We start from the raw sequence: 20,688 nt of genomic DNA, 5'->3' as shown, positions 1-20,688 counted from the left end.
TGCGTGCGCAACCATGTGCGGGGGCGCAGGCGGCGATGAACGGCCCGGCCGGCATGGCGGCACCGGAACGGGGCCGGTCGAGTGTATCACCGGGCCGCATCGCGCGACGCCGAGCCGCGCGCCCGCCGATTGGCGCGCGCATTCAGCCTTCGAAGTCGAGACCGCCGAGCCGCACGAGCGGGTCGGCCTGCGTGCGCGACGCGAGATCGATGTCGCGCGCGCCCTGCCACGCGCCCAGCTTTCTCGGCAGTGCGGCCAGGTAGTGCTCGAAGCGCTGCGGGCCGTCGGGTTCCATCAGCCGCTCGATCTCGTCGGAGTCCCACGTCAGTTCGAGATTCAACGGATGCACGAAGCCGCTCACGTGCTCGTGCGGCGCGCTGCGGATCTGCACGCGCGTCGGGTGCCCGTGCCCGCCGTAGGGGACGACGTCGGTCTGCACGTGATCGGCGAAGAACGCGGCGATCGCCTGCGCGATGCGCGGCGCGAATTCGGTATCGAAACGGCGGGCGGTTTCGGGCTGCATGAAGGCGTCTCCTGTATGCCGAAAATCGTAGCACGGCGACGCCGCGTTTCGGCGGATGCGATACCGGTAATCGCGCGTTACCACTTGCTGCATCTATTACGGCCGCGCACCGCCACAATGCTTCGCATCCAGTACCACTTCGCGTGGGAGTCCATCATGAAAAAGATTGCCGCAGTGTGTGTCCTTGCCGGTTCGCTCGCGGTGGCGGGGCCGGCGTCCGCGCATGGCCGCGACGGCGGCGCCGTCATCGGCGCATTGATCGGCGGCGCGGTGCTGGGCGCGATCGTGACGTCGGCGATGAATCCGCCCGTCGCCTATCAGGCACCCGCGTACCAGGTGCCGGCCTATCAGCCGCCGACGTACTATCAGGCGCCCGCGTACCAGCAGCAGGCCTACCCGACCTATCAGCAGGCGCAGTACCAGGACGACGGTCCGAACTATTGCTACGACCGCTACCAGCGTGCGTACGTCTGCGGGGCGCCGGTGCAGCAGGGTGGCTACGTGCAGCCGGCCGGCTGGTAAGCGCCGGCGCGCGGCGTGCGCGCGGGGTGGGTGCCGGTCGGCCGGCACCCACCGACGATCGTTTCGCCGCGCCGGACGACGAAAGGCCCTCGCTCGATGCGAGGGCCTTCGTCTTTTGTGTGGTCGTCCGTACGCCTGCATGGCGCGCCGCCGGCCATCGGCGTGCCGTGCGTGGATACAAACGGTTGCAATTGCGCGTCAGTGGCGATGCCCGCCGCCGTCGCCGCGACCGTGTCCGCCACCGCCGCCTTCGTTCCAGTCGCCGCGGCGTCCGCCGCCGCGCCACCAGCCGTTGCCGCGGTTGCCGCGATCGCCGTCCCAGTGATGATAGTCACGCCGGCCGCGATCCCAGTCGCGTCCGCCGCCACCGCCCCAGATATTGACCGTGCCGTACACGGGGGACGGCGCGTACGCGTAGCCGGGATCGGAATAGTAGGGCTGCCCGTAGCCGTATCCGGCGTCCGGGGCGACGACGCAGCCGGCCAGCAGGGTGGCGACGCCGGCGGCAGCAATGAGCTTCAGCATGATGTTCTCCGTTGGTTGCGCTATAAGTACCGCGCCCGGGGATTGCCGGCTGTTTGCAATTGTGTCGCCAAATTACAGGCTCGTAAGGTCTTGCGACGAAAGTGTTAGCATCCGGGGCTCATTTGTTTTTCAGGAGCACATCGATGAAATTCGCGATCCGGGCCGCGCTGGCCGCTTTCTGCGTGACGACGGCCGCCGCCTGCGTGGCCGCGCCGGCCTCCGCGCCCGCCGTGCCGGCGGAGTCGATCAAGATGTTCCCGCAGGCCGCGGCCGGCCAGCAGCGCGTCGTGATCGCGCTGCCCGCGCTCGAGAACGAGGGCGATGCGCGCGTCGAGCTGATGATCGGCAAGACGCTGCAGACCGACTGCAACCAGCAGTGGTTCGGCGGCGAGCTGACCGCCGAGGACGTGAAGGGCTGGGGCTACACGTATTACCGGCTCACCGACGTGAAAGGGCCGGCATCGACGCTGATGGCATGCCCGGGCCAGGCGCCGCAGCAACGCTTCGTGCAGGTGCGCGGTGACGGCCAACTGCTGCGCTACAACAGCCGCCTGCCGCTCGTCGTCTATGTGCCGGACGGCTTCGACGTGCGCTATCGCGTGTGGCATGCGTCGAAGGACGTGCAGCAAGCTGCGAAGCAGTAACCTTTCGGCGGCGTCCTGGCGCTACGCACCGGCCGCGCCGCTCGTGCCGACGAGCGCCGGCCAGGCGGCCAGCGCGGCCTGCGCGATGGCCTCCAGATCGCGGCGGCTCGCGCCGTCGCGCGCCTGAATCGACATGCCCTGCTGAACCGTCACGTAGTAGCGGGCGATCGCGTCGAGATTCGCGTGCGCGGATATTTCGCCGGTCGCGACGCCTTGCGCGAGCCGCTCCCGCAGCGCGTCGACCGTGTGCTCGCGCATCGCGATCAACGTTTGCCGGACCGTATCGGAACGTTCGGCCGGATGCAGCGCCGACAGCACGATCAGGCAGCCGGCCGGCTTCGAGCGCCGCGTGAACACGCGCGCGGTATCCATCAGGTAGCGCTGCACGGCGTCGTGCGCACTGGCTGCCCGTTCGACGCCCCCCCAGATTTCCCGCCCCTCGGTTGCGCCGTAATGCTCGAGCGCTTGCCGGAACAACGCTTCCTTGCTGCCGAAGGCCGCATACAGGCTCGGCGACGCGATGCCCATCGCGGTCGTCAGGTCCGTCATCGACGCTCCTTCGTAGCCGAGACGCCAGAACACCTCCATCGCGCGATCCAGCGCCGCTTCCTTGTCGAAGCTTCTCGGTCGGCCTCGTTCAGCCATTGCGTCCGTTCCTTCGTCGATATCTGTATCGATCGATAAAATAAATCAATTGACTGTGCGACGCAACTTGCCACATTCTGTGTCGGTCGTTACATAAATGAGGAAAGGAACCGACATGAACCGACTTCAGGGCAAGCGTGCACTCGTCACGGGCGGCAGCCGCGGCATCGGCGCGGCGATCGCGAAACGGCTGGCGGCCGACGGCGCGGACGTCGCGATCACGTATGAAAAATCGGCCGAGCGGGCGCAGGCCGTGGTCGCCGGCATCGAGGCGCTGGGCCGGCGCGCCATCGCGATCCAGGCCGACAGCGCCGATCCGGTCGCCGTGCGCAACGCGGTCGATCGTGCCGCGGAGGCATTCGGCGGACTCGACATCCTCGTCAACAACGCGGGGATTTTCCGGGCCGGATCGCTCGACGACCTCACGCTCGACGACATCGACGCGACGCTGAACGTGAACGTGCGCGCGGTGATCGTCGCGTCGCAGGCTGCGGCGCGGCATCTTGGCGAGGGCGGGCGCATCGTGTCGACCGGCAGTTGCCTCGCGACGCGCGTGCCCGATGCGGGGATGAGCCTCTATGCGGCGAGCAAGGCCGCGCTGATCGGCTGGACGCAGGGGCTCGCGCGCGATCTCGGCCCGCGCGGCATCACGGTCAACATCGTGCATCCGGGGTCGACCGATACCGACATGAACCCGGCCGATGGCGCGCATGCCGATGCGCAGCGTTCGCGGATGGCGATTCAGCAGTACGGCAAGGCCGACGACGTGGCCGCGCTCGTGGCGTTCGTCGTCGGACCGGAAGGGCGGTCGATCAACGGGACCGGATTGACGATCGACGGCGGCGCGAACGCGTAAGGCCGCTGCCCGGCGCGGATTGGCAGGGGCGGGGTGTGTGCGGCGTTGTTCGTTACTGGCAGCCGAGGCGCTGGTGCTCGGCTTCCAGATCGGCCCGTTTGTCGTAGGCGCGCAGTTCGTTGCGTGGCTTGCCGTCCGGGCCCATCCCGCGCACGACCTTCTGGCCGCGGTCCGGTGAGTGCGTGACCGCGTCGATGCCGGCGGCCAGTTCCCGACAGCGGGCGTCGGAGGCGGTGCTTTCCGGGCGCGGGGCTGCCGAGGCAGTGACGTTGGCGATGCCCGGGCTGACGTAGCGTTGCTTGGTGGGGGCCGTGCCGGTGTCGGCGGCGTTGGCCATGGCGGTCATCGCCGAAAGCGCGGCGAGTGCCGCGATCGTTCGAATCATTCGAGAAGTCCGTGTGCTGAACCGAAGAATGTTCGGAATTCTACGCAATGTTCGCTGCATGGCTGCGGCGAATGGACGAGGTGCGATTACGCGTCGCACGTCGTGGTGAACGCGCGATTGCATCGCCGTTCGTATGCCTTAGTTGCGCTGCACGTGCAAGCCACATCCCCGGACCGCCGGACAGCAAAAAGCCCGCTTGCTTTCGCAAAGCGGGCTTCGGCATTTGGTTGCGGGGGTAGGATTTGAACCTACGACCTTCGGGTTATGAGCCCGACGAGCTGCCAGACTGCTCCACCCCGCGGCGCGAAGTGTACTTCGGGTTGATGCGGGGAGTCAATCGATTCCTGCGACGACGGGCTGATGCCATATCGGGCCTGTTCCTTGAAACGACTGCAGCGCAGTGAAGCCGACGCGTACAACCGAAAATTTTTCACGCTCGCCACAATATTCGCGCGCCTGAAACGTCTTCAGACGCATGGAACCGCCACCCACTTCGCAAACGATGACCGACCCAGACCGCGACATCACTGCGACTGTGATGCGTGAACGAACGAGGCTAGGGAATTTCATTCGGCGCCGGATCCGCGACCCGGACGATGCCGAGGACGTTCTGCAGGATGTGCTTCACGAATTCGTACAGGCCTATCGACTTCCCGCGCCAATCGAACAGGCGAGCGCGTGGCTGTTCCGTACCGCGCGCAACCGCATCATCGATCGTTTTCGCAAGAAGAAGGAGCAACCGCTGACCGATCTGCTCGATGCCGACGACGAAGCGGACAGCGAGTATCGCCTGGATCTGGCGCTGCCGGCGCACGATGCCGGCCCCGAGGCGCTCTACGCTCGCACGCTGTTGCTCAAGGCGTTGCAGGATGCGCTCGACGAGTTGCCGGCGAATCAGCGCGAGGTTTTCATCGCGCACGAGCTGGAAGGACAGTCCTTCAAGGAGATGGCCGCGCAAAGCGGTGTCACGCTCAATACGCTGCTCGCGCGCAAACGCTACGCGGTCCTGCATCTGCGTGCTCGACTGCAACCCATTTACGACGAACTGGATATCTAGAGGAGTCGACGGATGAATTTTCGAATCAGATGTGCGGGCAAGGCGCTGCTCGTGGTGGTGGCCATCGGCGTGCTCGGTGGGGTCGTGATGATGTTGTGGAACTGGGTGATGCCGGCGCTATTCGTTGGCGCCCGGACGATCGACTTCGCTCATGCGCTGGGCCTGCTCGTGTTGAGCCGCATCCTGTTCGGCGGATTCCGCGGACACCGCGGCTGGCACGGCCGGCGCCACTGGCGCAAGTGGGAAGCCATGACGCCGGAAGAGCGCGAGCAGTTCCGGGCCGCATGGCGGTCGCGCGGCAAGCGGCCCACCGAGGAGTGACCATGCGCGAGAAATCAGCGGCCGACTGCAAGCAGAAGGCGGGCGTGATTGCGCCGGTCGTCGATCTGAAGCGTTGCGAAGGCAAGGGCGATTGCGTCACCGTTTGCCCCGAAAACGTGTTCGAGGTCCGGCGCATCGACGAGGCCGATTATCTCGACCTCGGTCTGATGCATCGCTTGAAGCTGCGCGTGCATGGAATGAAGGTCGCGTACACGCCGAATGCGCAAGCCTGTCGGTCATGCGGGCTTTGCGTGACGGCGTGTCCCGAGCGCGCGATCACGCTCGCGAGAAGGGCATAGCGTCGCCCGTGCTCGCCGATGATGGAGCGGTAGCGCCGCAGGCCTGATGGCGGATAGCAGTCGCTGGATACGCCGTCTACGTGATCAAACTCATCAAGGAACGCACTTGGTTTCTACCACCCACGCTCTTTTGCAACGGCTTCATGAAGAGAGCCAGCGCGAAATCATCGCCCGCGCCCGCGCGCAGTTCCAGGGGCCGAACGAGGCGTTTCCGACGCTCGTCGACGAATACGAAGCACTCGCCCCTCGGTTGAGGGGGCGTTTTCTCGAGACGTTCGGCCTGTTCACCGAAGATTTCGAGTCGTCGGCGGGCAGTGCGCTATCGTTGGCCGTGTCGGCGGAAACGGGAAGGTTCTTGCGCAACATGGTGCTCGCGCAACGGCCGACCAGAATTCTCGAACTCGGCAGTTCCTGCGGTGTGTCGACCCTGTATTTCGCCGACGCGCTGCGGACGTTGGGCCGTGGTGTGGTCATCGCGACCGAAGGCGATGCGCTCAAATGCGCGCGTTTGCGCGACCACGTCGAAACTGCGGGCCTGGAGGCCTATGTCGACGTGCGGGAGGGCGATGTGTTCGACACGGTTGCCGGACTGGACGGGACTGTCGACATGGTGTTTATCGACGTCTGGGCCGACGCCTATCTGAAGCTGTTCAAGCAGATCGAGCGCCTGCTGCGGCCCGGATCGGTCGTGCTGGCCGACAACATGTACACGGCCGAGGACGCCGTGCGACCGTACAAGCAATACCTCGACGAGGAGCCGCGGTTTTCGACTACGACGCTGGATTTTGAGTCGGGGGTCGAGTTTACGGTTGTCGTTGCTTGAGCGGGGAGTTCTTGTGAATCCGGGGAGGCATGGAGCTTGTCTGGTCCCCCCGACAGGAATCGAACCTGTATCTAGCGCTTAGGAGGCGCTTGTTCTATCCATTGAACTACGGGGAGAGCCATATCCGGGCATTCGCGCAAAAGAAGGCGAACCGGACGGCGGTGTGGACAGCGCGCAGAGTATAGCAAACGCGCGGCGCGTCGGCGGGGCGGAATGCCCCCGCGACGCGCGTATCGCGTAATCAACCGCGATCGAAACGGAAAATCAGAAATCGACGACGACGAAATCTTCCTTGCCCACGTCGCACAGCGGGCAGCGCCAGTCCGCCGGAATGTCGGCGAAACGCGTGCCGGCCGGAATGCCTTCGTCGGGCAGCCCTTCCGCTTCGTTGTAGACCCACCCGCAAATCAGGCAGACCCAGCTCTGGTATTCGGTTACTTCGCTCATGTTGCGCTCGGGATAATGAAAATTCGGCGATGCCGTCCGCAGCCTGGCCGGCGGACGAAAGGCGCAATGGTACCGGAATTTCGCCGAACGCCTGCGCAACGTCGTTTTAAACGTACGCATCGCGAACAACCGGCGCCGTCGCGTCGGTCGGGCATGCAGTGTATGCTTCGTGAGCCTGTCAATCTGAAGGAGGAAACGATGCTCAACAGAAAGTGGATCGCGGGTGCAGTCTGTGTCGCGGCGCTGGCCGTATCGACGCTCGCGCGCGCCGAAGCGCGTGTGTTCTTCGTCGAGCCGCAGGACGGCGCGACGGTGTCGAGCCCCGTGCACGTGAAGTTCGGTCTCGAAGGCATGGCGCTCAAGCCGGCCGGCGACATGACCCCGGATACCGGTCATCATCATCTGCTGATCGACGGCAAGCCGGTGCCGAAGGGCGACGTGATCCCGGCGACCGACCATTCGCTGCATTTCGGCAAGGCCCAGACCGAAACCGACGTGAAGCTGCCGCCTGGCCAGCACACGCTGACGCTGCAGCTCGGTGACGGCGCGCACCGTTCGTACGGTCCCGAACTGAGCTCGACGATCACGATCAACGTGAAATAACCGCACGTCCCGCGCCGGCGCTCGCCGCGCCGCGCACGGGATCGACCGATCGGCCGGCCGCGGGCATCCGGCCGGCGTTCGGCCGTTTACGCGGGCACGTAAACGGCGACTGGCACCAAAGCGAAAAACCGCCCGCAACCCGCTCACGGCCCCGCGCCGACGCACTTCAGGCGCAACCTGCGGCGCTCGTCCATCCAGCCAAGCCGATACCGGCCCGCGCGCCCGGTACAATGGGCGCTTCCGATTTCTCTCTTCGCCGTCTCCCCATGTCGCTCTATTCCATTACCGGCGCGCAGCTCGCGTTCGGTCACGTCGCGTTGCTCGATCACGCGGATTTCTCGCTGGAAGCTGGCGAGCGGGTCGGCCTGATCGGCCGCAACGGCGCGGGCAAGTCGTCGTTGCTGAAGATCGTCGCCGATCTCGCGAAGCCCGACGACGGGCTGGTCACGCGCCAGCAGGAGCTCGTGACGGTCTACGTGCCGCAGGAGCCCGAATTCGAGCCGGGCGCGACGGTGTTCGACGCGGTCGCGTCAGGGCTCGCGCATACGCGCGAACTGCTCGAAGAATACGATTCGATCGCGCACCGCCTCGCGGAGATCCCGGAAGGCGCCGAGCACGATGCACTGCTCGCGCGGATGAACGCGCTGCAGTCGTCGCTGGACGCGCACGACGCGTGGAACTGGCGTACGCGCGTGTCGATGACGCTGGCGCAGATCGGCCTGCAGGACGTCGACGCAAGCGTCGACGCGCTGTCGGGCGGGATGCAGAAGCGCGTCGCGCTGGCGCGCGCGCTGGTGCTGCAGCCCGACGTGCTGCTGCTCGACGAGCCGACCAACCACCTCGACTTCGACGGCATCCGCTGGCTGGAAGAGCTGCTCGTCGCGCAGCGCGCGGGCCTGCTGTTCATCACCCACGATCGCGCATTCCTCGACCGCGTCGCGACGCGCATCGTCGAGCTCGATCGCGGCCGGCTGCTGTCGTACCCGGGCAATTTTTCCGCGTACCAGACGCGCAAGGCGCAGCAGCTCGAAGTCGAGCGCGTGGAGAACGAGAAGTTCGACAAGCTGCTCGCGCAGGAAGAAGTGTGGATCCGCAAGGGCGTCGAAGCGCGCCGTACGCGCAGCGTCGGCCGCATCGCACGGCTCGTGCAGATGCGCAACGAGCGCGCGGAGCGCCGCAATGCGCAGGGCAACGTGAAGCTGGACGTCGCGCAGGGCGAGAAGTCCGGCAAGATCGTCGCGGAGCTGACCGACGTGACGAAGCGTTACGGCGGCCGCACGGTGGTCGACCGCTTCTCGACGACGGTCATGCGCGGCGACAAGATCGGCTTCGTCGGCCCGAACGGCGCCGGCAAGACCACGTTGCTGAAACTGATCCTCGGCGACCTGAAGCCCGATGAAGGCACGGTGCGCACCGGCACGAACCTGCAGGTCGCGTATTTCGACCAGATGCGCGCGCAGCTCGACCAGGAGAAGAGCCTCGCGGATACGATCAGCCCCGGCAGCGAATGGGTCGAGATCGGCGGCGTGCGCAAGCACGTGATGAGCTATCTCGGCGATTTCCTGTTCGCGCCGGAACGCGCGCGTTCGCCGGTGAAGTCGCTGTCCGGCGGCGAGCGCAACCGGCTGCTGCTCGCGCGCCTGTTCGCGCGCCCGGCCAACGTGCTGGTGCTCGACGAACCGACCAACGACCTCGACATCCCGACGCTCGAACTGCTCGAAGAGCTGCTGGCCGACTACGACGGCACGGTGCTGCTCGTCAGCCACGATCGCGCGTTCCTCGACAACGTCGTGACGTCCGTGATCGCGGCGGAGGGCGACGGCAAGTGGCGCGAATATGTCGGCGGCTTCACCGACTGGCAGATCCAGAGCGAGCGCTCGGAGCAGCTCGCGCAGCAGGAAGCGGCGAAGCGCGCGGTCAAGGAAGCGGCGCCCGCGAAGGACGAGCCGGCGAAGAGCGCGGCCGGCCGCAACGCGCAGCGCACGGTGAAGCTGTCGTTCAACGAGCAGCGCGAGCTCGATTCGCTGCCGGAGAAGATCGCCGCGCTCGAAGCCGAGCAGAAGACGATCAATGCACAACTCGAGGACGGCTCCATTTTCGCGAAGGACCCGCAGGAAGGCACGCGCCTGACCGAGCGGTTCGCGGCGATCGACGACGAATTGCTCGCCGCGCTCGAACGGTGGGAAACGCTCGAGGCGAAGCGCAAGCCGGTGTGACGCGTGCGGCGCGCGCCGATCCCGCGATTGGCGCGCCACGCGGAACCAGTAAAATACCGCGCGTTCAGGGGCGCGCAGCGCACGCCGCGCGCCCGCTTTCGGAGCAGTCCAAGCACACCGTTGTTTCGATTCGCTTTTTTACGGAACTCAACGTTTTGTCCACGACGTTATCCACACGAGGTGTGGACAACGTCCCGATGAATGACGAAATTCAGCGCCTATGTCAACGAAGAAACCCAGCGCGGCCTATAGCGAAGCATCGATCAAGGTGCTCAAGGGTCTCGAGCCGGTCAAGCAGCGGCCCGGCATGTACACCCGTACCGAGAATCCGCTGCACATCATCCAGGAAGTCATCGACAACGCGTCCGACGAGGCGCTCGGCGGCTACGGCAAGCAGATCACGGTCACGCTGCACGCCGACCAGTCGGTCTCGGTCGAGGACGACGGCCGCGGCATCCCGTTCGGCATGCACCCCGAAGAAGGCGTGCCGGTCGTCGAGATCGTGTTCACGCGCCTGCATGCGGGCGGCAAGTTCGACAAGGCCGCGGGCGGCGCGTATACGTTCTCGGGCGGCCTGCACGGCGTCGGCGTATCGGTGACGAACGCACTCGCGACGCGACTCGACGTGACGGTGTGGCGCGACGGCAAGATCGCCGAACTCGGCTTCGCCGACGGCGACGTCGTGAAGCCGCTGTCCACGCAAGGCGCGGGCCGCGGCGAGAAGAAATCCGGCACGCGCGTGCAGGTGTGGCCGAATCCGAAGTACTTCGATTCGCCGAACCTGCCGCTCGGCGAGCTGCAGCGCCTGCTGCGCTCGAAGGCGGTGCTGTTGCCGGGCGTCGAGGTCGTGCTCGTCAACGAAAAGACGGGCGAGCGCCAGACGTGGAAGTACGAAGACGGCCTGCGCGGCTACCTGCTCGACGAAATGAACGGCAGCGAGCTGCTGATCCCGCTGTTCGAAGGCGAGCGTTTCGCCGATTCGCGTTCGACCGACGAAACCTTCGCCGAGGGCGAAGGCGCGTCGTGGGTCGTCGCATGGAGCGAGGAAGGTTCGCTCGTGCGCGAGTCGTACGTGAACCTGATTCCGACGCCGGCCGGCGGCACGCACGAGTCGGGCCTGCGCGACGGTCTCTACCAGGCGGTGAAGAGCTTCGTCGAGCTGCACAACCTGCAGCCGAAGGGCGTGAAGCTGCTCGCGGAAGACGTGTTCGCGCGCGTGTCGTTCGTGCTGTCCGCGAAGGTGCTCGATCCGCAGTTCCAGGGGCAGATCAAGGAGCGGCTGAACAGCCGCGACGCGGTGAAGCTCGTGTCGTCGTTCTCGCGTCCGGCGCTCGAACTGTGGCTGAACCAGCACGTCGAGCACGGCAAGAAGCTCGCCGAACTCGTGATCAAGCAGGCGCAGGCGCGCACGCGCGCGGGCCAGAAGGTCGAGAAGCGCAAGAGCTCGGGCGTCGCGGTGCTGCCCGGCAAGCTGACGGACTGCGAGACCGAAGATATCGCGCGCAACGAACTGTTCCTCGTCGAGGGCGACTCGGCGGGCGGCTCCGCGAAGATGGGCCGCGACAAGGAATACCAGGCGATCCTGCCGCTGCGCGGCAAGGTGCTGAACACGTGGGAAACCGAGCGGGACCGCCTGTTCGCGAACAACGAGGTGCACGACATCTCGGTCGCGATCGGCGTCGATCCGCACAGCCCGGACGACGGCGTCGACCTGTCGAACCTGCGCTACGGCAAGATCTGCATCCTGTCGGACGCGGACGTCGACGGCTCGCACATCCAGGTGCTGCTGCTCACGCTGTTCTTCAAGCATTTCCCGCAGCTGATCGAGCGCGGCCACGTGTACGTCGCGCGCCCGCCGCTGTTCCGCGTCGATGCGCCCGCGCGCGGCAAGAAGCCCGCACAGAAGCTCTATGCGCTCGACGACGGCGAGCTCGAGGCGATCCTCGACAAGCTGCGCAAGGACGGCGTGCGCGACACGCAGTGGAGCATCAGCCGCTTCAAGGGCCTCGGCGAAATGAGCGCCGAGCAGTTGTGGGACACGACGATGAACCCCGACACGCGCCGCCTGATGCCGGTGAAGCTCGGCGAGCTCGACTACGAGGCGACCGTCGCACGGATGACGATGCTGATGGGCAAGGGCGAGGCAGCCGCGCGGCGCGGCTGGCTCGAGGAAAAGGGCAACGACGTCGAAGCGGACATTTAAGCGGAGCATCCGCGCGGCCGGGCATGACGCCCGGCCCGGCCTCACGCCACTTACGAATACGGAATTCAGATGGACGACAATACTTCCGATCTCTTTGCCGGGTCCGATGCACCGGATGCCGAAGCGCTGACGCTCGGCAATTACGCGGAGCAGGCGTATCTCAGCTACGCGGTCAGCGTCGTGAAGAGCCGCGCGCTGCCCGACGTGTGCGACGGCCAGAAGCCGGTGCAGCGCCGGATCCTGTTCGCGATGAACGAAATGGGTCTTGGCCCGGACGCGAAGCCGGTGAAGTCGGCGCGCGTGGTCGGCGACGTGCTCGGTAAATACCATCCGCACGGCGACCAGTCGGCGTATGACGCGCTCGTGCGGCTCGCGCAGGATTTCTCGCTGCGCTACCCGCTGATCGACGGGCAGGGCAACTTCGGCTCGCGTGACGGCGACGGCGCGGCGGCGATGCGTTACACGGAAGCGCGCCTCACGCCGATCGCGAAGCTGCTGCTCGACGAGATCGACCAAGGCACGGTCGACTTCATGCCGAACTACGACGGCTCGTTCGAGGAGCCGAAGACGCTGCCGAGCCGCATGCCGTTCGTGCTGCTGAACGGCGCGTCGGGCATCGCGGTCGGCCTCGCGACCGAAATCCCGTCGCACAACCTGCGCGAAGTCGCGGCCGCGGCGGTCGCGCTGATCCGCAATCCGAAGCTCACGCACGCGGAGCTGATGAGCTTGATTCCCGGCCCGGATTTCCCCGGCGGCGGCCAGATCATCTCGAGCGACACCGAAATCTCGGCGGCGTACGAAACGGGGCGCGGCAGCCTGAAGGTGCGCGCGAAGTGGAAGATCGAGGATCTCGCGCGCGGCCAGTGGCAGCTCGTCGTGACCGAACTGCCGCCGAACACGTCGGGCCAGAAGGTGCTCGAGGAAATCGAGGAACTGACCAACCCGAAGCTCAAGCTCGGCAAGAAGACGCTGACGCCCGAGCAGCTCAACACGAAGAAGGCGATGCTCGACCTGCTCGACGCAGTGCGCGACGAGTCGGGCAAGGAAGCGGCGGTGCGGCTCGTGTTCGAGCCGAAGTCGCGCACGATCGACCAGACGGAATTCGTGAACACGCTGCTCGCGTACACGAGCCTCGAATCGAACGCGACGCTGAATCTCGTGATGATCGGCGCGGATGGCCGGCCGGGTCAGAAGGGCCTGCTGACGATCCTCGACGAATGGGTGAAGTTCCGCCAGCTGACGATGACGCGCCGTTGCCGCCATCGTCTCGCGAAGGTCGACGACCGCATCCACATCCTCGAAGGGCGGATGATCGTCTTCCTGAACATCGACGAGGTGATCCGCATCATCCGCGAGTCGGACGAGCCGAAGGCCGCGCTGATGAGCGCGTTCGGCCTCAGCGAGCGGCAGGCCGAGGACATTCTCGAAATCCGCCTGCGCCAGCTCGCGCGGCTCGAGAAGATCAAGATCGAGAAGGAACTCGAAGCGCTGCGCGATGAGAAGGCGAAGCTCGAGGAGCTGCTCGCCAACGACAGCGCGATGAAGCGGCTGATGATCAAGGAGATCGAGGCCGACGCGAAGCAGTACGGCGACGATCGCCGCACGCTGATCCAGCAGGAAAAGCGCGCGACGTTCGAGGCGAAGGTGGTCGACGAGCCGGTGACGGTCGTCGTGTCGCAGAAGGGCTGGGTGCGCGCGCTGAAGGGCCACGGGCTCGACCCGGCCGGCTTCACGTTCAAGGCAGGCGACCACCTGTACGCGGCGTTCCAGTGCCGCACGCCGGATCGCCTGATCGCATGGGGCAGCAGCGGTCGCGTGTATTCGGTCGACGTGTCGGTGCTGCCGGGCGGGCGCGGCGACGGCGTGCCGGTCACGTCGCTGATCGAGCTCGAATCGGGCTCGCACCTGATGCACTACTACGCGGCGCCGGCCGACCAGCAGTTGCTGCTCGCGTCGAGCAACGGCTTCGGCTTCCTCGCGAAGGTCGGCGACATGGTGAGCCGCGTGAAGGCCGGCAAGTCCTTCATGACGATCGATGCGGGCGCGGTGCCGCTCGCGCCGATGCCGGTGCTGCCGAACGCGACGCAGGTCGCGTGCCTGTCGAGCGGCGGGCGCTTGCTGGTGTTCGGGATGGACGAGATGAAGACGCTGTCCGGCGGCGGCCGCGGCGTGATCCTGATGGCGCTCGACGACAAGGAAACGCTCGTGCAGGCGCTGGCGATCGATCCGGCCGGCGTCGTGCTGATCGGCACCGGCCGCGGCGGCAAGGCGCAGGACGACACGCTGTCGTACGCCGGGCTCGCGCCGCACATCGGCAAGCGCGCACGCAAGGGCCGCACGCCGGAGACGAAGCTCAAGGTCGTCAACGAGCTGCGCCCGCTGCTCGGCTGACGCCGCGCGGGGCGTCCGGATCGTCCGGTTCGACGGTTCGGCCGCGATCGAAGGCCGCACGTCCGCTTCGGCGGCCGTGCGGCTTTTTCTTTTTTGACGCGGAGATTCGGGTAAGCAAGCGTGGCGCTGTCACGCGGAATTTGCAAAATAGTGTGAAATCGCGCCGAGGGTCTGAACCGCGACGCGACTGGCTGGTCGAACGTCGCTTGATGCCGCGCGCGACGCGGCCGTTCGCTGCCCCCCTCATACAGGATCGTCGCCATGTCCCACGCCGTTGCCGTCGCGCTGTTTCTTCACCTGCTGGCCGTCGCCGTGTGGGTGGGCGGGATGGTCTTCGCGCACTTCTGCCTGCGCCCGGCGCTGTCCGACCTGTCGCCGCAGTTGCGGTTGCCGCTGATCGAAGGCGTGTTCGGCCGCTTCTTCAACTGGGTGTCGGGGGCCGTGATCGTGATCCTGCTGTCCGGCGGTTTCCTGCTGACGAGCTTCGGCGGCGCACATGCGACGTGGTCGCTGCATGCGATGGCCGGGCTCGGCGTCGTGATGATGCTGATCTTCGGGCACATCCGCTTCGCGCTGTTCCCGCGCATTCGCCGTGCGGTGCAGGCGCAGAACTGGCCGGACGGCGCGCGCGCGGTGAACGCGGTGCGCCTGCTCGTCGTCGTGAATCTCGTGCTCGGCGTCGTCACGATCGGCGCGGCCGTGCTGTCGCGCGGTTTCTGACCGGCCGGCGTCCGGCCGTTGCCGGGTCGCCGCGGGCCTGGCGGCACGCGTCGCTACGCGGCCAGCATCGCGTCGAGCAGCCATGAACCGGCCGGCCCCAGCGGCCGGTTGCGCGACCACACCGCATCCACCCGCACGCGGCGCGGCCAGCCGCGCGAGCGCAGCTCGCACAGGCGGTCGCGCGCGAAGTGCTCGACCATCCAGCGCGGCAGTTCCGCCCAGCCGAACCCCAGCACCGCCATCTCCAGCAGCATCAGGTAGCTCGGCGCCAGCCAGTGCTGCGTGCCGACGACGATCCGGTCGTCGGTGCCGCGACCTTCCGTCTTCACGTAGGTATTGAGGCGCAGTTCGCGCACGTCGCGCAGCGCCGCGTGCGGCACCTCGGCGTCGCCGTATTCGGCAAGCACGTGCGTGCGGCCGACGAACAGTCCGATCTCCGATTCCTCCGCCACCGTCGCCGCGCCGATATCGGCCGGGTAGGCCGCGCGCGCGGCCATCAGCCCGAGTTGCGCGCGGCCTTGCTGGATCAGGTCGAGCACGTCGTCGTGCTCGGCGATCTGGCATTCGAGCTCGAGCGCCGGAAAGCGCCGTTCGAGCGCCATCAGCGTCTCTTCGTAGCGCTTCGACTGGTACGTATCGGAGACGACGAGCGTGAGCCGCGCTTCCTCGCCGTGGGCGAGCCGGGCGGCCGTGCGGTCGATCGCCGCGCTGGCCTCGAGCGCGCGCTGCACCTGCGGCAGCAGCGCGCGGCCGGCGTCGGTGAGCGTCGGCGTGCGCGTCGAGCGATCGAACAACTGCACGCCCAGATCGATTTCGAGGTTCGCAATCGCTTCCGACACGGTCGACTGGCGCTTGCCGAGCTTGCGCGCGGCGGCCGTGAACGAGCCGAGCAGCGCCGCTTCGGCGAATGCGAGCAGGGCTTCGGGGGCGTGGTGCATGCAGTGCTCCAGGCGGTGATATATCGGTAAAAACGATGATATCAAACTGGATTCATACGGTATTGCCGATCAAAATGGCCGCCATGGATCAGGTAACGCATTGGAGCGAATCATGAAACAGATCAACAAAACGGTGACGGAGCGCCTGCTGCACGCGCTGACGTTCGAACTGGTGGCGATCGCGCTGTGCGCGCCGATCGGCGCGTGGCTGCTCGACATGCCGGTGTCGCACGTCGGCGTGCTGACGGTGATGGTGTCGCTGATCGCGATGGCGTGGAACATGACCTTCAACGCGCTGTTCGACCGCTTCGAGCGGCGGGCCGGGTTGTCGCGCACGCTCGGCATGCGGATCGCGCATGCGGTGATGTTCGAGCTCGGCCTCGTCGCGATGGTGGTGCCGGTGGCCGCGTGGTGGCTGAACGTGAGCCTCGTCGAGGCGCTGCTGCTCGACCTGGGCATCGTGCTGTTCTTCCTGCCTTACACGTTCTGCTTCAACCTCGCGTACGACGCGCTGCGCGCCCGCTGGATGGCACGCCGGGTCGCGATGCGGGCCGGTTGAGCCGGTGAGGCGAACCCGGCCGGGCAGCGCGACGGCCGCCGCCCGTCAGTGCGCGGCGGCCCACAGCCACACGCTGCAGGCCACGGCGACCGCGCCGTATACGGCATAAACGGGCACCTTGAAGCGCGTGAAGCACAGCGTCGCGAAGGCGCCCGTCAGCCAGTAAACCGGGTCGGCCGGTTCGCGATGCAGGATCTTGACGACGGCGACCACGAGAAAGCCCGTCGTCGCCGCGCGCAGCAGGCGCATCCCGTGCTCGAAGCGCGAATGGCGCTTGAGCCGGAGCAGGTGGTTCTGCGCGAACACGACGAGGCATCCCGACGGAATGAACAGCGCGGCGGTGGCGAGCAGCGCGCCGACCCAGCCGTCGGTCAGGTAGCCGAGAAACGGCACCACGTTCAGCAAAGGCCCCGGCGCGACCGGCGACAGCGCGAACGCCAGCGTGAAGTCGTGATCGGAGATGCCGGTCGCCGGCGAGACGAACAGCGTCTTGAGCACCGGCAGCGCGGAGAAGCCGCCGCCGAACAGCGTCATGCCGGCGCCCGCGAGCCGCGGCCACAGCAATTGCGCCTGGTAATCGCCGGGCAACGGCACCGCGAACAGCAGCACCAGCACGCCGAGCAGCACGAGCAGGCTGCGGTCGCGCTTCGACAGCGTGAAATCGACCGCGTCGCGTTGCGGCGGCCCCGTCAGCCAGCCCGCTGCAAACGCGGCGAACAGAATCCCGACGAAAGCGGCCGGACTATGCGCGAAAGCGAGCAGAATCGTCGAGAGCGCGGCGATCGCCTGTTCGAGCCGCGTGCGCGCGAGCGAGCGCAACTGCTTGACCCACGTGACGCCGATCAGCGCGGCGAGCACCATCCCGAAGTGATTGATCAGCATCGGCGCGGCAAGCGAGCGCACGAGCGGCGTCTGATAGAAGATCGCGAACAGCGTCATCAGGATCGAGAACGGCAGCACGCTCGCCATGCCGGCGACCCATGCGCCGGCACGGCCGTGCAGCGTCTGCCCGACCTGCACGGCAACGTTGCAGCCGACGGGGCCCGGTACGAGCCACGCGAGCGCGACGAGATCGCCGAAAACGTGCGGCTCGATGCGCTGCAGCCGCTCCACGTAATGGCGTTCGAGTTGCGCCATCATCGAAAGCCCGCCCCACGAGACGGCCGAAATGCTGGCGACGACCTTGAACAAGGCCCACAGGGATGCGGGTGCCTCTTCGACACGCGTGGTCGCTTCGACTTCGACGGTTGTCATGATTGTGTGGTTGGCGCAGGGCCGGATCTCTCGCGTAGGGCCGTGCCGGCGGCCCGCCGACACGTCGGCCCTCCCGATTGTCCGCCGCGCATCATGACACTGCCATGCGCGAAAACACCAGTTAATGAACTAAACGATCGGATCGGAACACGAAACAATTGCGGCGGTGCGCAACGCGCGCCGCGGCAGCAGCGGTGCGGCTGTTCAGGCGCCGGTGCTGCCGGTCGCGCGATGCGCGACGACGTTCGGACGATCGCCGCGCACGCCGAAGCGTGCGATCAGCGCGGGAATCGCGTCGGCCGGCACCGGGCGCGAGAACAGGAAGCCCTGCGCCTCGATTTCGCCGAGCGCGGACAGCCACGTGATCTGCTCCTCGGTCTCCGTGCCCTCGACGACGACGGTCAGCCCGAGCGAGCGCGCGAGATGCACGATCGACGACACCATCACGCACACGCTGCGATCGTTCGGGATCGCCTGCACGAACGAGCGGTCGACCTTCAGCGTGTCGACGGAGAAGCGGTGCAGGTACGACAGCGACGAATAGCCGGTGCCGAAATCGTCGAGCGCGATCCGGATGCCGAGCTTTTTCAGCGCGACGATCTTTTCGGACACGAGCTCCGGATATTCCATCATCGCGGTTTCGGTGATCTCGATCTCGAGCCGGTTCGCGTCGATGCCGGTGTCCTGCAGCGCCTGCGAGATCGTCTCGATCAGGTCGCCGCGCCAGAACTGCACGGGCGAGATGTTGACCGCGAGCGTCAGCGTGTCGTGGCCTTCGTCGCGCCAGCGCGCGATCTGCTCGCACGCGGTGCGGATCACGAAGTCGCCGATCGGCACGATCAGGCCGGTCGATTCGGCGATCGAAATGAATTCGTTCGCGGAGATGACGCCGTGCTCGGGGTGATCCCAGCGTGCCAGCGCCTCGAAGCCGGTGATCGTACGGTGCGTGAGGTCGATCTTCGGCTGGTACGCGAGGAACAGCTGCCCCTCGGCGAGCGCGACGCGCAACTGCTGCTCCCAGCGCATCAGGTGGTCGGCGCGGTGCGACAGGTGCGGCGCATAGAACTGGTAGCAGTTCTTGCCGGCGTCCTTCGCGCTGTACATCGCGAGGTCGGCCTTTTTCAGCAGGTCGATCTCGCTTTCGTTCGCGACGGTGTGCAGCGCGATGCCGATGCTCGCATGCAGCACGAACGAGCTGCCGCGTACGTCGAACGGCTCGCTGAACATCCGGATGATCGCTTCCGCGAGCCGCACCGCGCGCCGCTCGACGTCGTCGCCCTTCATCACGACCACGAACTCGTCGCCGCCGATGCGCGCGAGCGAGCCTTCGTCGTCGACCGCGTCGGCGAGGCGCGATGCGGTCATCTGCAGCACGATGTCGCCGGCGTTGTGGCCGAGCGTGTCGTTGACGGTCTTGAAGTTGTCGAGATCGATGAACAGCAGGCCGAGCCGCGACAGGCTCGCGGGCATCGACACGTCGTTGCGCAGCCCGCGCAGCGTCGCATAGCGGTTCGCGAGGCCGGTGAGCAGGTCGTATTCGGCGAGCTGCGTCATTTCGCGCTCGCGGCCGAGCAGCTTGCCGATCAGGCCCGTCGCGACGCCGAAGAACGCGAGCATCGCGAGCGTGATGAAGCTCGTCATCAGCAGGTAGACGTTGCGCGTGTGCGTGTAGTCCGCGAACTCTTCCGTCTGCGACAGCCCGACCATCACGGCGAGCGGGTAGCCGTCGAGGTGGCGGTACGACACGATGCGCGTCACGCCGTCGATCGGATCGATGATCGTGCCGGTCACCCGCTCCGCGATCGGGTAGACGCCCGAGGCCGAAAACGCGCCCGGCGCGTTGTTGACCGACCCCGTGCGCCGCGCGAGCACCGCGCCCGTGTCGGACACGACCGCGATCACGCCCTCCTTGCCGATGGCCGCGTTGTTGTAGAAATCGTTCGTGAAGTAGCTCGGGTCTTCCGACACCACGACGATGCCCGCGAAGCTGCCGTCCGGGTTGTTCAGGCGCCGCGTCATCTGCAGCGTCCAGTGGCTCGACACGCGGCCGAGCACCGGCTTGCTGATGAACAGGCGATCATCGTTGTGCGCGAGGTGGACCTTGAAGTGCTCGCGGTCGGACAGGTTGATCGGCTGCGGATGGAGTTCGGCGGTGTTCGCGAACAGGATGCCCTTCGCGTTGACGAGCGACACCTGGATCAGCGTGTCGCTCGGCACGACGCCTTTCTCGACGGCGCTCGCGAGATTGAAGCGCGCCGGCGATTTCTCGAATTCGAACTTGACGAAGCGGGTGATCTGGTCGACCTGGTGGATCGCCTTGACCGTATGCTGCTCGAGCGCGGACGACAGGATCGCCGCGGAGGCCGCCGCTTCCTTGTACGCGCTGTCCTTTTCAACGGACAGACGCGCGATGATCACGGCCCACAGCAGCGCGAGCGCCAGCATCCCGAGCAGCGGGATGGCAAACAGCGCACGCCGGCGCGATTTGCGCGGCGCGCGCAGCGGCCGGTTCGGCGGCGTGTGGTTGGACCGGGCGGAGCTCATCGAAGAGGGCGGCGTCCTGCTCGCGTGCGCCATCCGTCTGGATGGCCGGCTATGGTTCGGATTGTCCCGACGTCTGTTCGTTCGCGGGACGCGCAACCATGGACAGACCTCCGAAACAACGGATTAGGCCCGATATTACTGGCTGGAACGTTTTTGCGATAGTTGGGTGAAGCGTAGGGCGCCGGACGAGCCGGCGCCATCGCACATCGCGAA

General features: G+C 66.6%; 21 protein-coding genes and 2 tRNA genes. 13 read left to right on the top strand and 10 right to left on the bottom strand.

Going from position 1 to position 20,688, the window contains the following annotated elements; translation table 11 throughout:
* Positions 1–142: 142 nt before the first annotated feature.
* Positions 143–523, bottom strand: coding sequence for a DUF5594 family protein (locus tag H0X90_RS10610; protein WP_006487642.1), 381 nt, complete (start codon positions 521–523; stop codon positions 143–145).
* A 117-nt stretch (positions 524–640) separates the two neighbouring features.
* Here H0X90_RS10610 and H0X90_RS10605 point away from each other — a divergent pair, with 117 nt between their 5' ends.
* Positions 641–1,045, top strand: a complete 405-nt coding sequence (locus tag H0X90_RS10605; protein ID WP_077188834.1) for a hypothetical protein — start codon at positions 641–643, stop codon at positions 1,043–1,045.
* 198 nt (positions 1,046–1,243) lie between these two features.
* On the opposite strand, the gene H0X90_RS10600 is transcribed toward H0X90_RS10605, so the two are convergent.
* Complete coding sequence (locus tag H0X90_RS10600; protein WP_006478153.1) at positions 1,244–1,570, bottom strand: hypothetical protein; 327 nt, start codon at positions 1,568–1,570, stop codon at positions 1,244–1,246.
* 143 nt (positions 1,571–1,713) lie between these two features.
* On the opposite strand from H0X90_RS10600, the gene eco reads away from it, so the two are divergent.
* Positions 1,714–2,214: a serine protease inhibitor ecotin gene (gene eco / locus H0X90_RS10595; RefSeq protein ID WP_006497142.1), complete on the top strand. Its 501-nt coding sequence runs from the start codon at positions 1,714–1,716 to the stop codon at positions 2,212–2,214.
* A gap of 21 nt (positions 2,215–2,235) precedes the next feature.
* On the opposite strand, the gene H0X90_RS10590 is transcribed toward eco, so the two are convergent.
* Positions 2,236–2,859, bottom strand: coding sequence for a TetR/AcrR family transcriptional regulator (locus tag H0X90_RS10590; RefSeq protein ID WP_006487662.1), 624 nt, complete (start codon positions 2,857–2,859; stop codon positions 2,236–2,238).
* 115 nt (positions 2,860–2,974) lie between these two features.
* On the opposite strand from H0X90_RS10590, the gene H0X90_RS10585 reads away from it, so the two are divergent.
* Positions 2,975–3,715: an SDR family NAD(P)-dependent oxidoreductase gene (locus tag H0X90_RS10585; protein WP_048985630.1), complete on the top strand. Its 741-nt coding sequence runs from the start codon at positions 2,975–2,977 to the stop codon at positions 3,713–3,715.
* A gap of 52 nt (positions 3,716–3,767) precedes the next feature.
* Here H0X90_RS10585 and H0X90_RS10580 read toward each other — a convergent pair whose 3' ends face one another.
* Together H0X90_RS10580 and H0X90_RS10575 are read right to left on the bottom strand one after the other, a co-directional pair.
* A complete protein-coding gene (locus H0X90_RS10580; protein WP_077188835.1) occupies positions 3,768–4,100 on the bottom strand; it encodes a hypothetical protein in 333 nt (110 codons plus the stop codon).
* A 224-nt stretch (positions 4,101–4,324) separates the two neighbouring features.
* Positions 4,325–4,401: transfer RNA gene (locus tag H0X90_RS10575), tRNA-Met, on the bottom strand.
* A 174-nt stretch (positions 4,402–4,575) separates the two neighbouring features.
* On the opposite strand from H0X90_RS10575, the gene H0X90_RS10570 reads away from it, so the two are divergent.
* From H0X90_RS10570 to H0X90_RS10555, 4 genes are all read left to right on the top strand, one after another.
* Complete coding sequence (locus H0X90_RS10570) at positions 4,576–5,157, top strand: RNA polymerase sigma factor (RefSeq protein WP_006487651.1); 582 nt, start codon at positions 4,576–4,578, stop codon at positions 5,155–5,157.
* A gap of 12 nt (positions 5,158–5,169) precedes the next feature.
* Entirely contained in the window at positions 5,170–5,478 is a 309-nt protein-coding gene (locus H0X90_RS10565) for a hypothetical protein (RefSeq protein WP_006487637.1), read from the top strand.
* 2 nt (positions 5,479–5,480) lie between these two features.
* Positions 5,481–5,777, top strand: coding sequence for a 4Fe-4S dicluster domain-containing protein (locus H0X90_RS10560; RefSeq protein ID WP_006487655.1), 297 nt, complete (start codon positions 5,481–5,483; stop codon positions 5,775–5,777).
* A gap of 106 nt (positions 5,778–5,883) precedes the next feature.
* On the top strand, positions 5,884–6,600 hold the full coding sequence (locus tag H0X90_RS10555; RefSeq protein ID WP_034201480.1) for an O-methyltransferase: 717 nt from the start codon (positions 5,884–5,886) through the stop codon (positions 6,598–6,600).
* A 41-nt stretch (positions 6,601–6,641) separates the two neighbouring features.
* On the opposite strand, the gene H0X90_RS10550 is transcribed toward H0X90_RS10555, so the two are convergent.
* Together H0X90_RS10550 and H0X90_RS10545 are read right to left on the bottom strand one after the other, a co-directional pair.
* Positions 6,642–6,716 (bottom strand) — tRNA-Arg (locus H0X90_RS10550).
* A gap of 148 nt (positions 6,717–6,864) precedes the next feature.
* Complete coding sequence (locus H0X90_RS10545) at positions 6,865–7,047, bottom strand: rubredoxin (RefSeq protein WP_006478164.1); 183 nt, start codon at positions 7,045–7,047, stop codon at positions 6,865–6,867.
* A 198-nt stretch (positions 7,048–7,245) separates the two neighbouring features.
* On the opposite strand from H0X90_RS10545, the gene H0X90_RS10540 reads away from it, so the two are divergent.
* The 5 genes from H0X90_RS10540 to H0X90_RS10520 all read left to right on the top strand — a co-directional run bounded on the left by H0X90_RS10540 (position 7,246) and on the right by H0X90_RS10520 (position 15,180).
* Positions 7,246–7,650: a DUF4399 domain-containing protein gene (locus H0X90_RS10540; RefSeq protein WP_011694346.1), complete on the top strand. Its 405-nt coding sequence runs from the start codon at positions 7,246–7,248 to the stop codon at positions 7,648–7,650.
* A 230-nt stretch (positions 7,651–7,880) separates the two neighbouring features.
* Positions 7,881–9,866, top strand: coding sequence for an ATP-binding cassette domain-containing protein (locus H0X90_RS10535; RefSeq protein WP_171984060.1), 1,986 nt, complete (start codon positions 7,881–7,883; stop codon positions 9,864–9,866).
* A 220-nt stretch (positions 9,867–10,086) separates the two neighbouring features.
* Positions 10,087–12,069: a DNA topoisomerase IV subunit B gene (parE, locus tag H0X90_RS10530; protein ID WP_077188887.1), complete on the top strand. Its 1,983-nt coding sequence runs from the start codon at positions 10,087–10,089 to the stop codon at positions 12,067–12,069.
* Between the two features lie 69 nt (positions 12,070–12,138).
* A complete protein-coding gene (gene parC / locus H0X90_RS10525) occupies positions 12,139–14,460 on the top strand; it encodes a DNA topoisomerase IV subunit A (RefSeq protein WP_006487625.1) in 2,322 nt (773 codons plus the stop codon).
* Positions 14,461–14,721: 261 nt separating this feature from the next.
* On the top strand, positions 14,722–15,180 hold the full coding sequence (locus tag H0X90_RS10520; RefSeq protein ID WP_006487629.1) for a CopD family protein: 459 nt from the start codon (positions 14,722–14,724) through the stop codon (positions 15,178–15,180).
* A 53-nt stretch (positions 15,181–15,233) separates the two neighbouring features.
* On the opposite strand, the gene H0X90_RS10515 is transcribed toward H0X90_RS10520, so the two are convergent.
* On the bottom strand, positions 15,234–16,118 hold the full coding sequence (locus H0X90_RS10515; protein WP_006487670.1) for a LysR family transcriptional regulator: 885 nt from the start codon (positions 16,116–16,118) through the stop codon (positions 15,234–15,236).
* A gap of 112 nt (positions 16,119–16,230) precedes the next feature.
* Between H0X90_RS10515 and H0X90_RS10510 the strand changes: the two genes are divergently transcribed.
* Positions 16,231–16,677: a multidrug/biocide efflux PACE transporter gene (locus H0X90_RS10510; RefSeq protein WP_034201481.1), complete on the top strand. Its 447-nt coding sequence runs from the start codon at positions 16,231–16,233 to the stop codon at positions 16,675–16,677.
* A gap of 45 nt (positions 16,678–16,722) precedes the next feature.
* On the opposite strand, the gene H0X90_RS10505 is transcribed toward H0X90_RS10510, so the two are convergent.
* Positions 16,723–17,931 carry a chromate transporter gene (locus tag H0X90_RS10505; RefSeq protein WP_077188888.1) on the bottom strand — a complete coding sequence of 403 codons (1,209 nt, stop codon included), beginning with the start codon at positions 17,929–17,931 and terminating at the stop codon, positions 16,723–16,725.
* Between the two features lie 204 nt (positions 17,932–18,135).
* A complete protein-coding gene (locus H0X90_RS10500) occupies positions 18,136–20,475 on the bottom strand; it encodes an EAL domain-containing protein (RefSeq protein ID WP_006487653.1) in 2,340 nt (779 codons plus the stop codon).
* Between the last annotated feature and the right edge of the window lie 213 nt (positions 20,476–20,688).

The organism is Burkholderia sp. 9775_39 (genome assembly GCF_015712225.1).
Classification (GTDB): domain Bacteria; phylum Pseudomonadota; class Gammaproteobacteria; order Burkholderiales; family Burkholderiaceae; genus Burkholderia; species Burkholderia cenocepacia.
The sequence above is the reverse complement of the archived record's forward strand: the minus strand, read 5'-3'. Positions and strand labels throughout refer to the sequence as shown.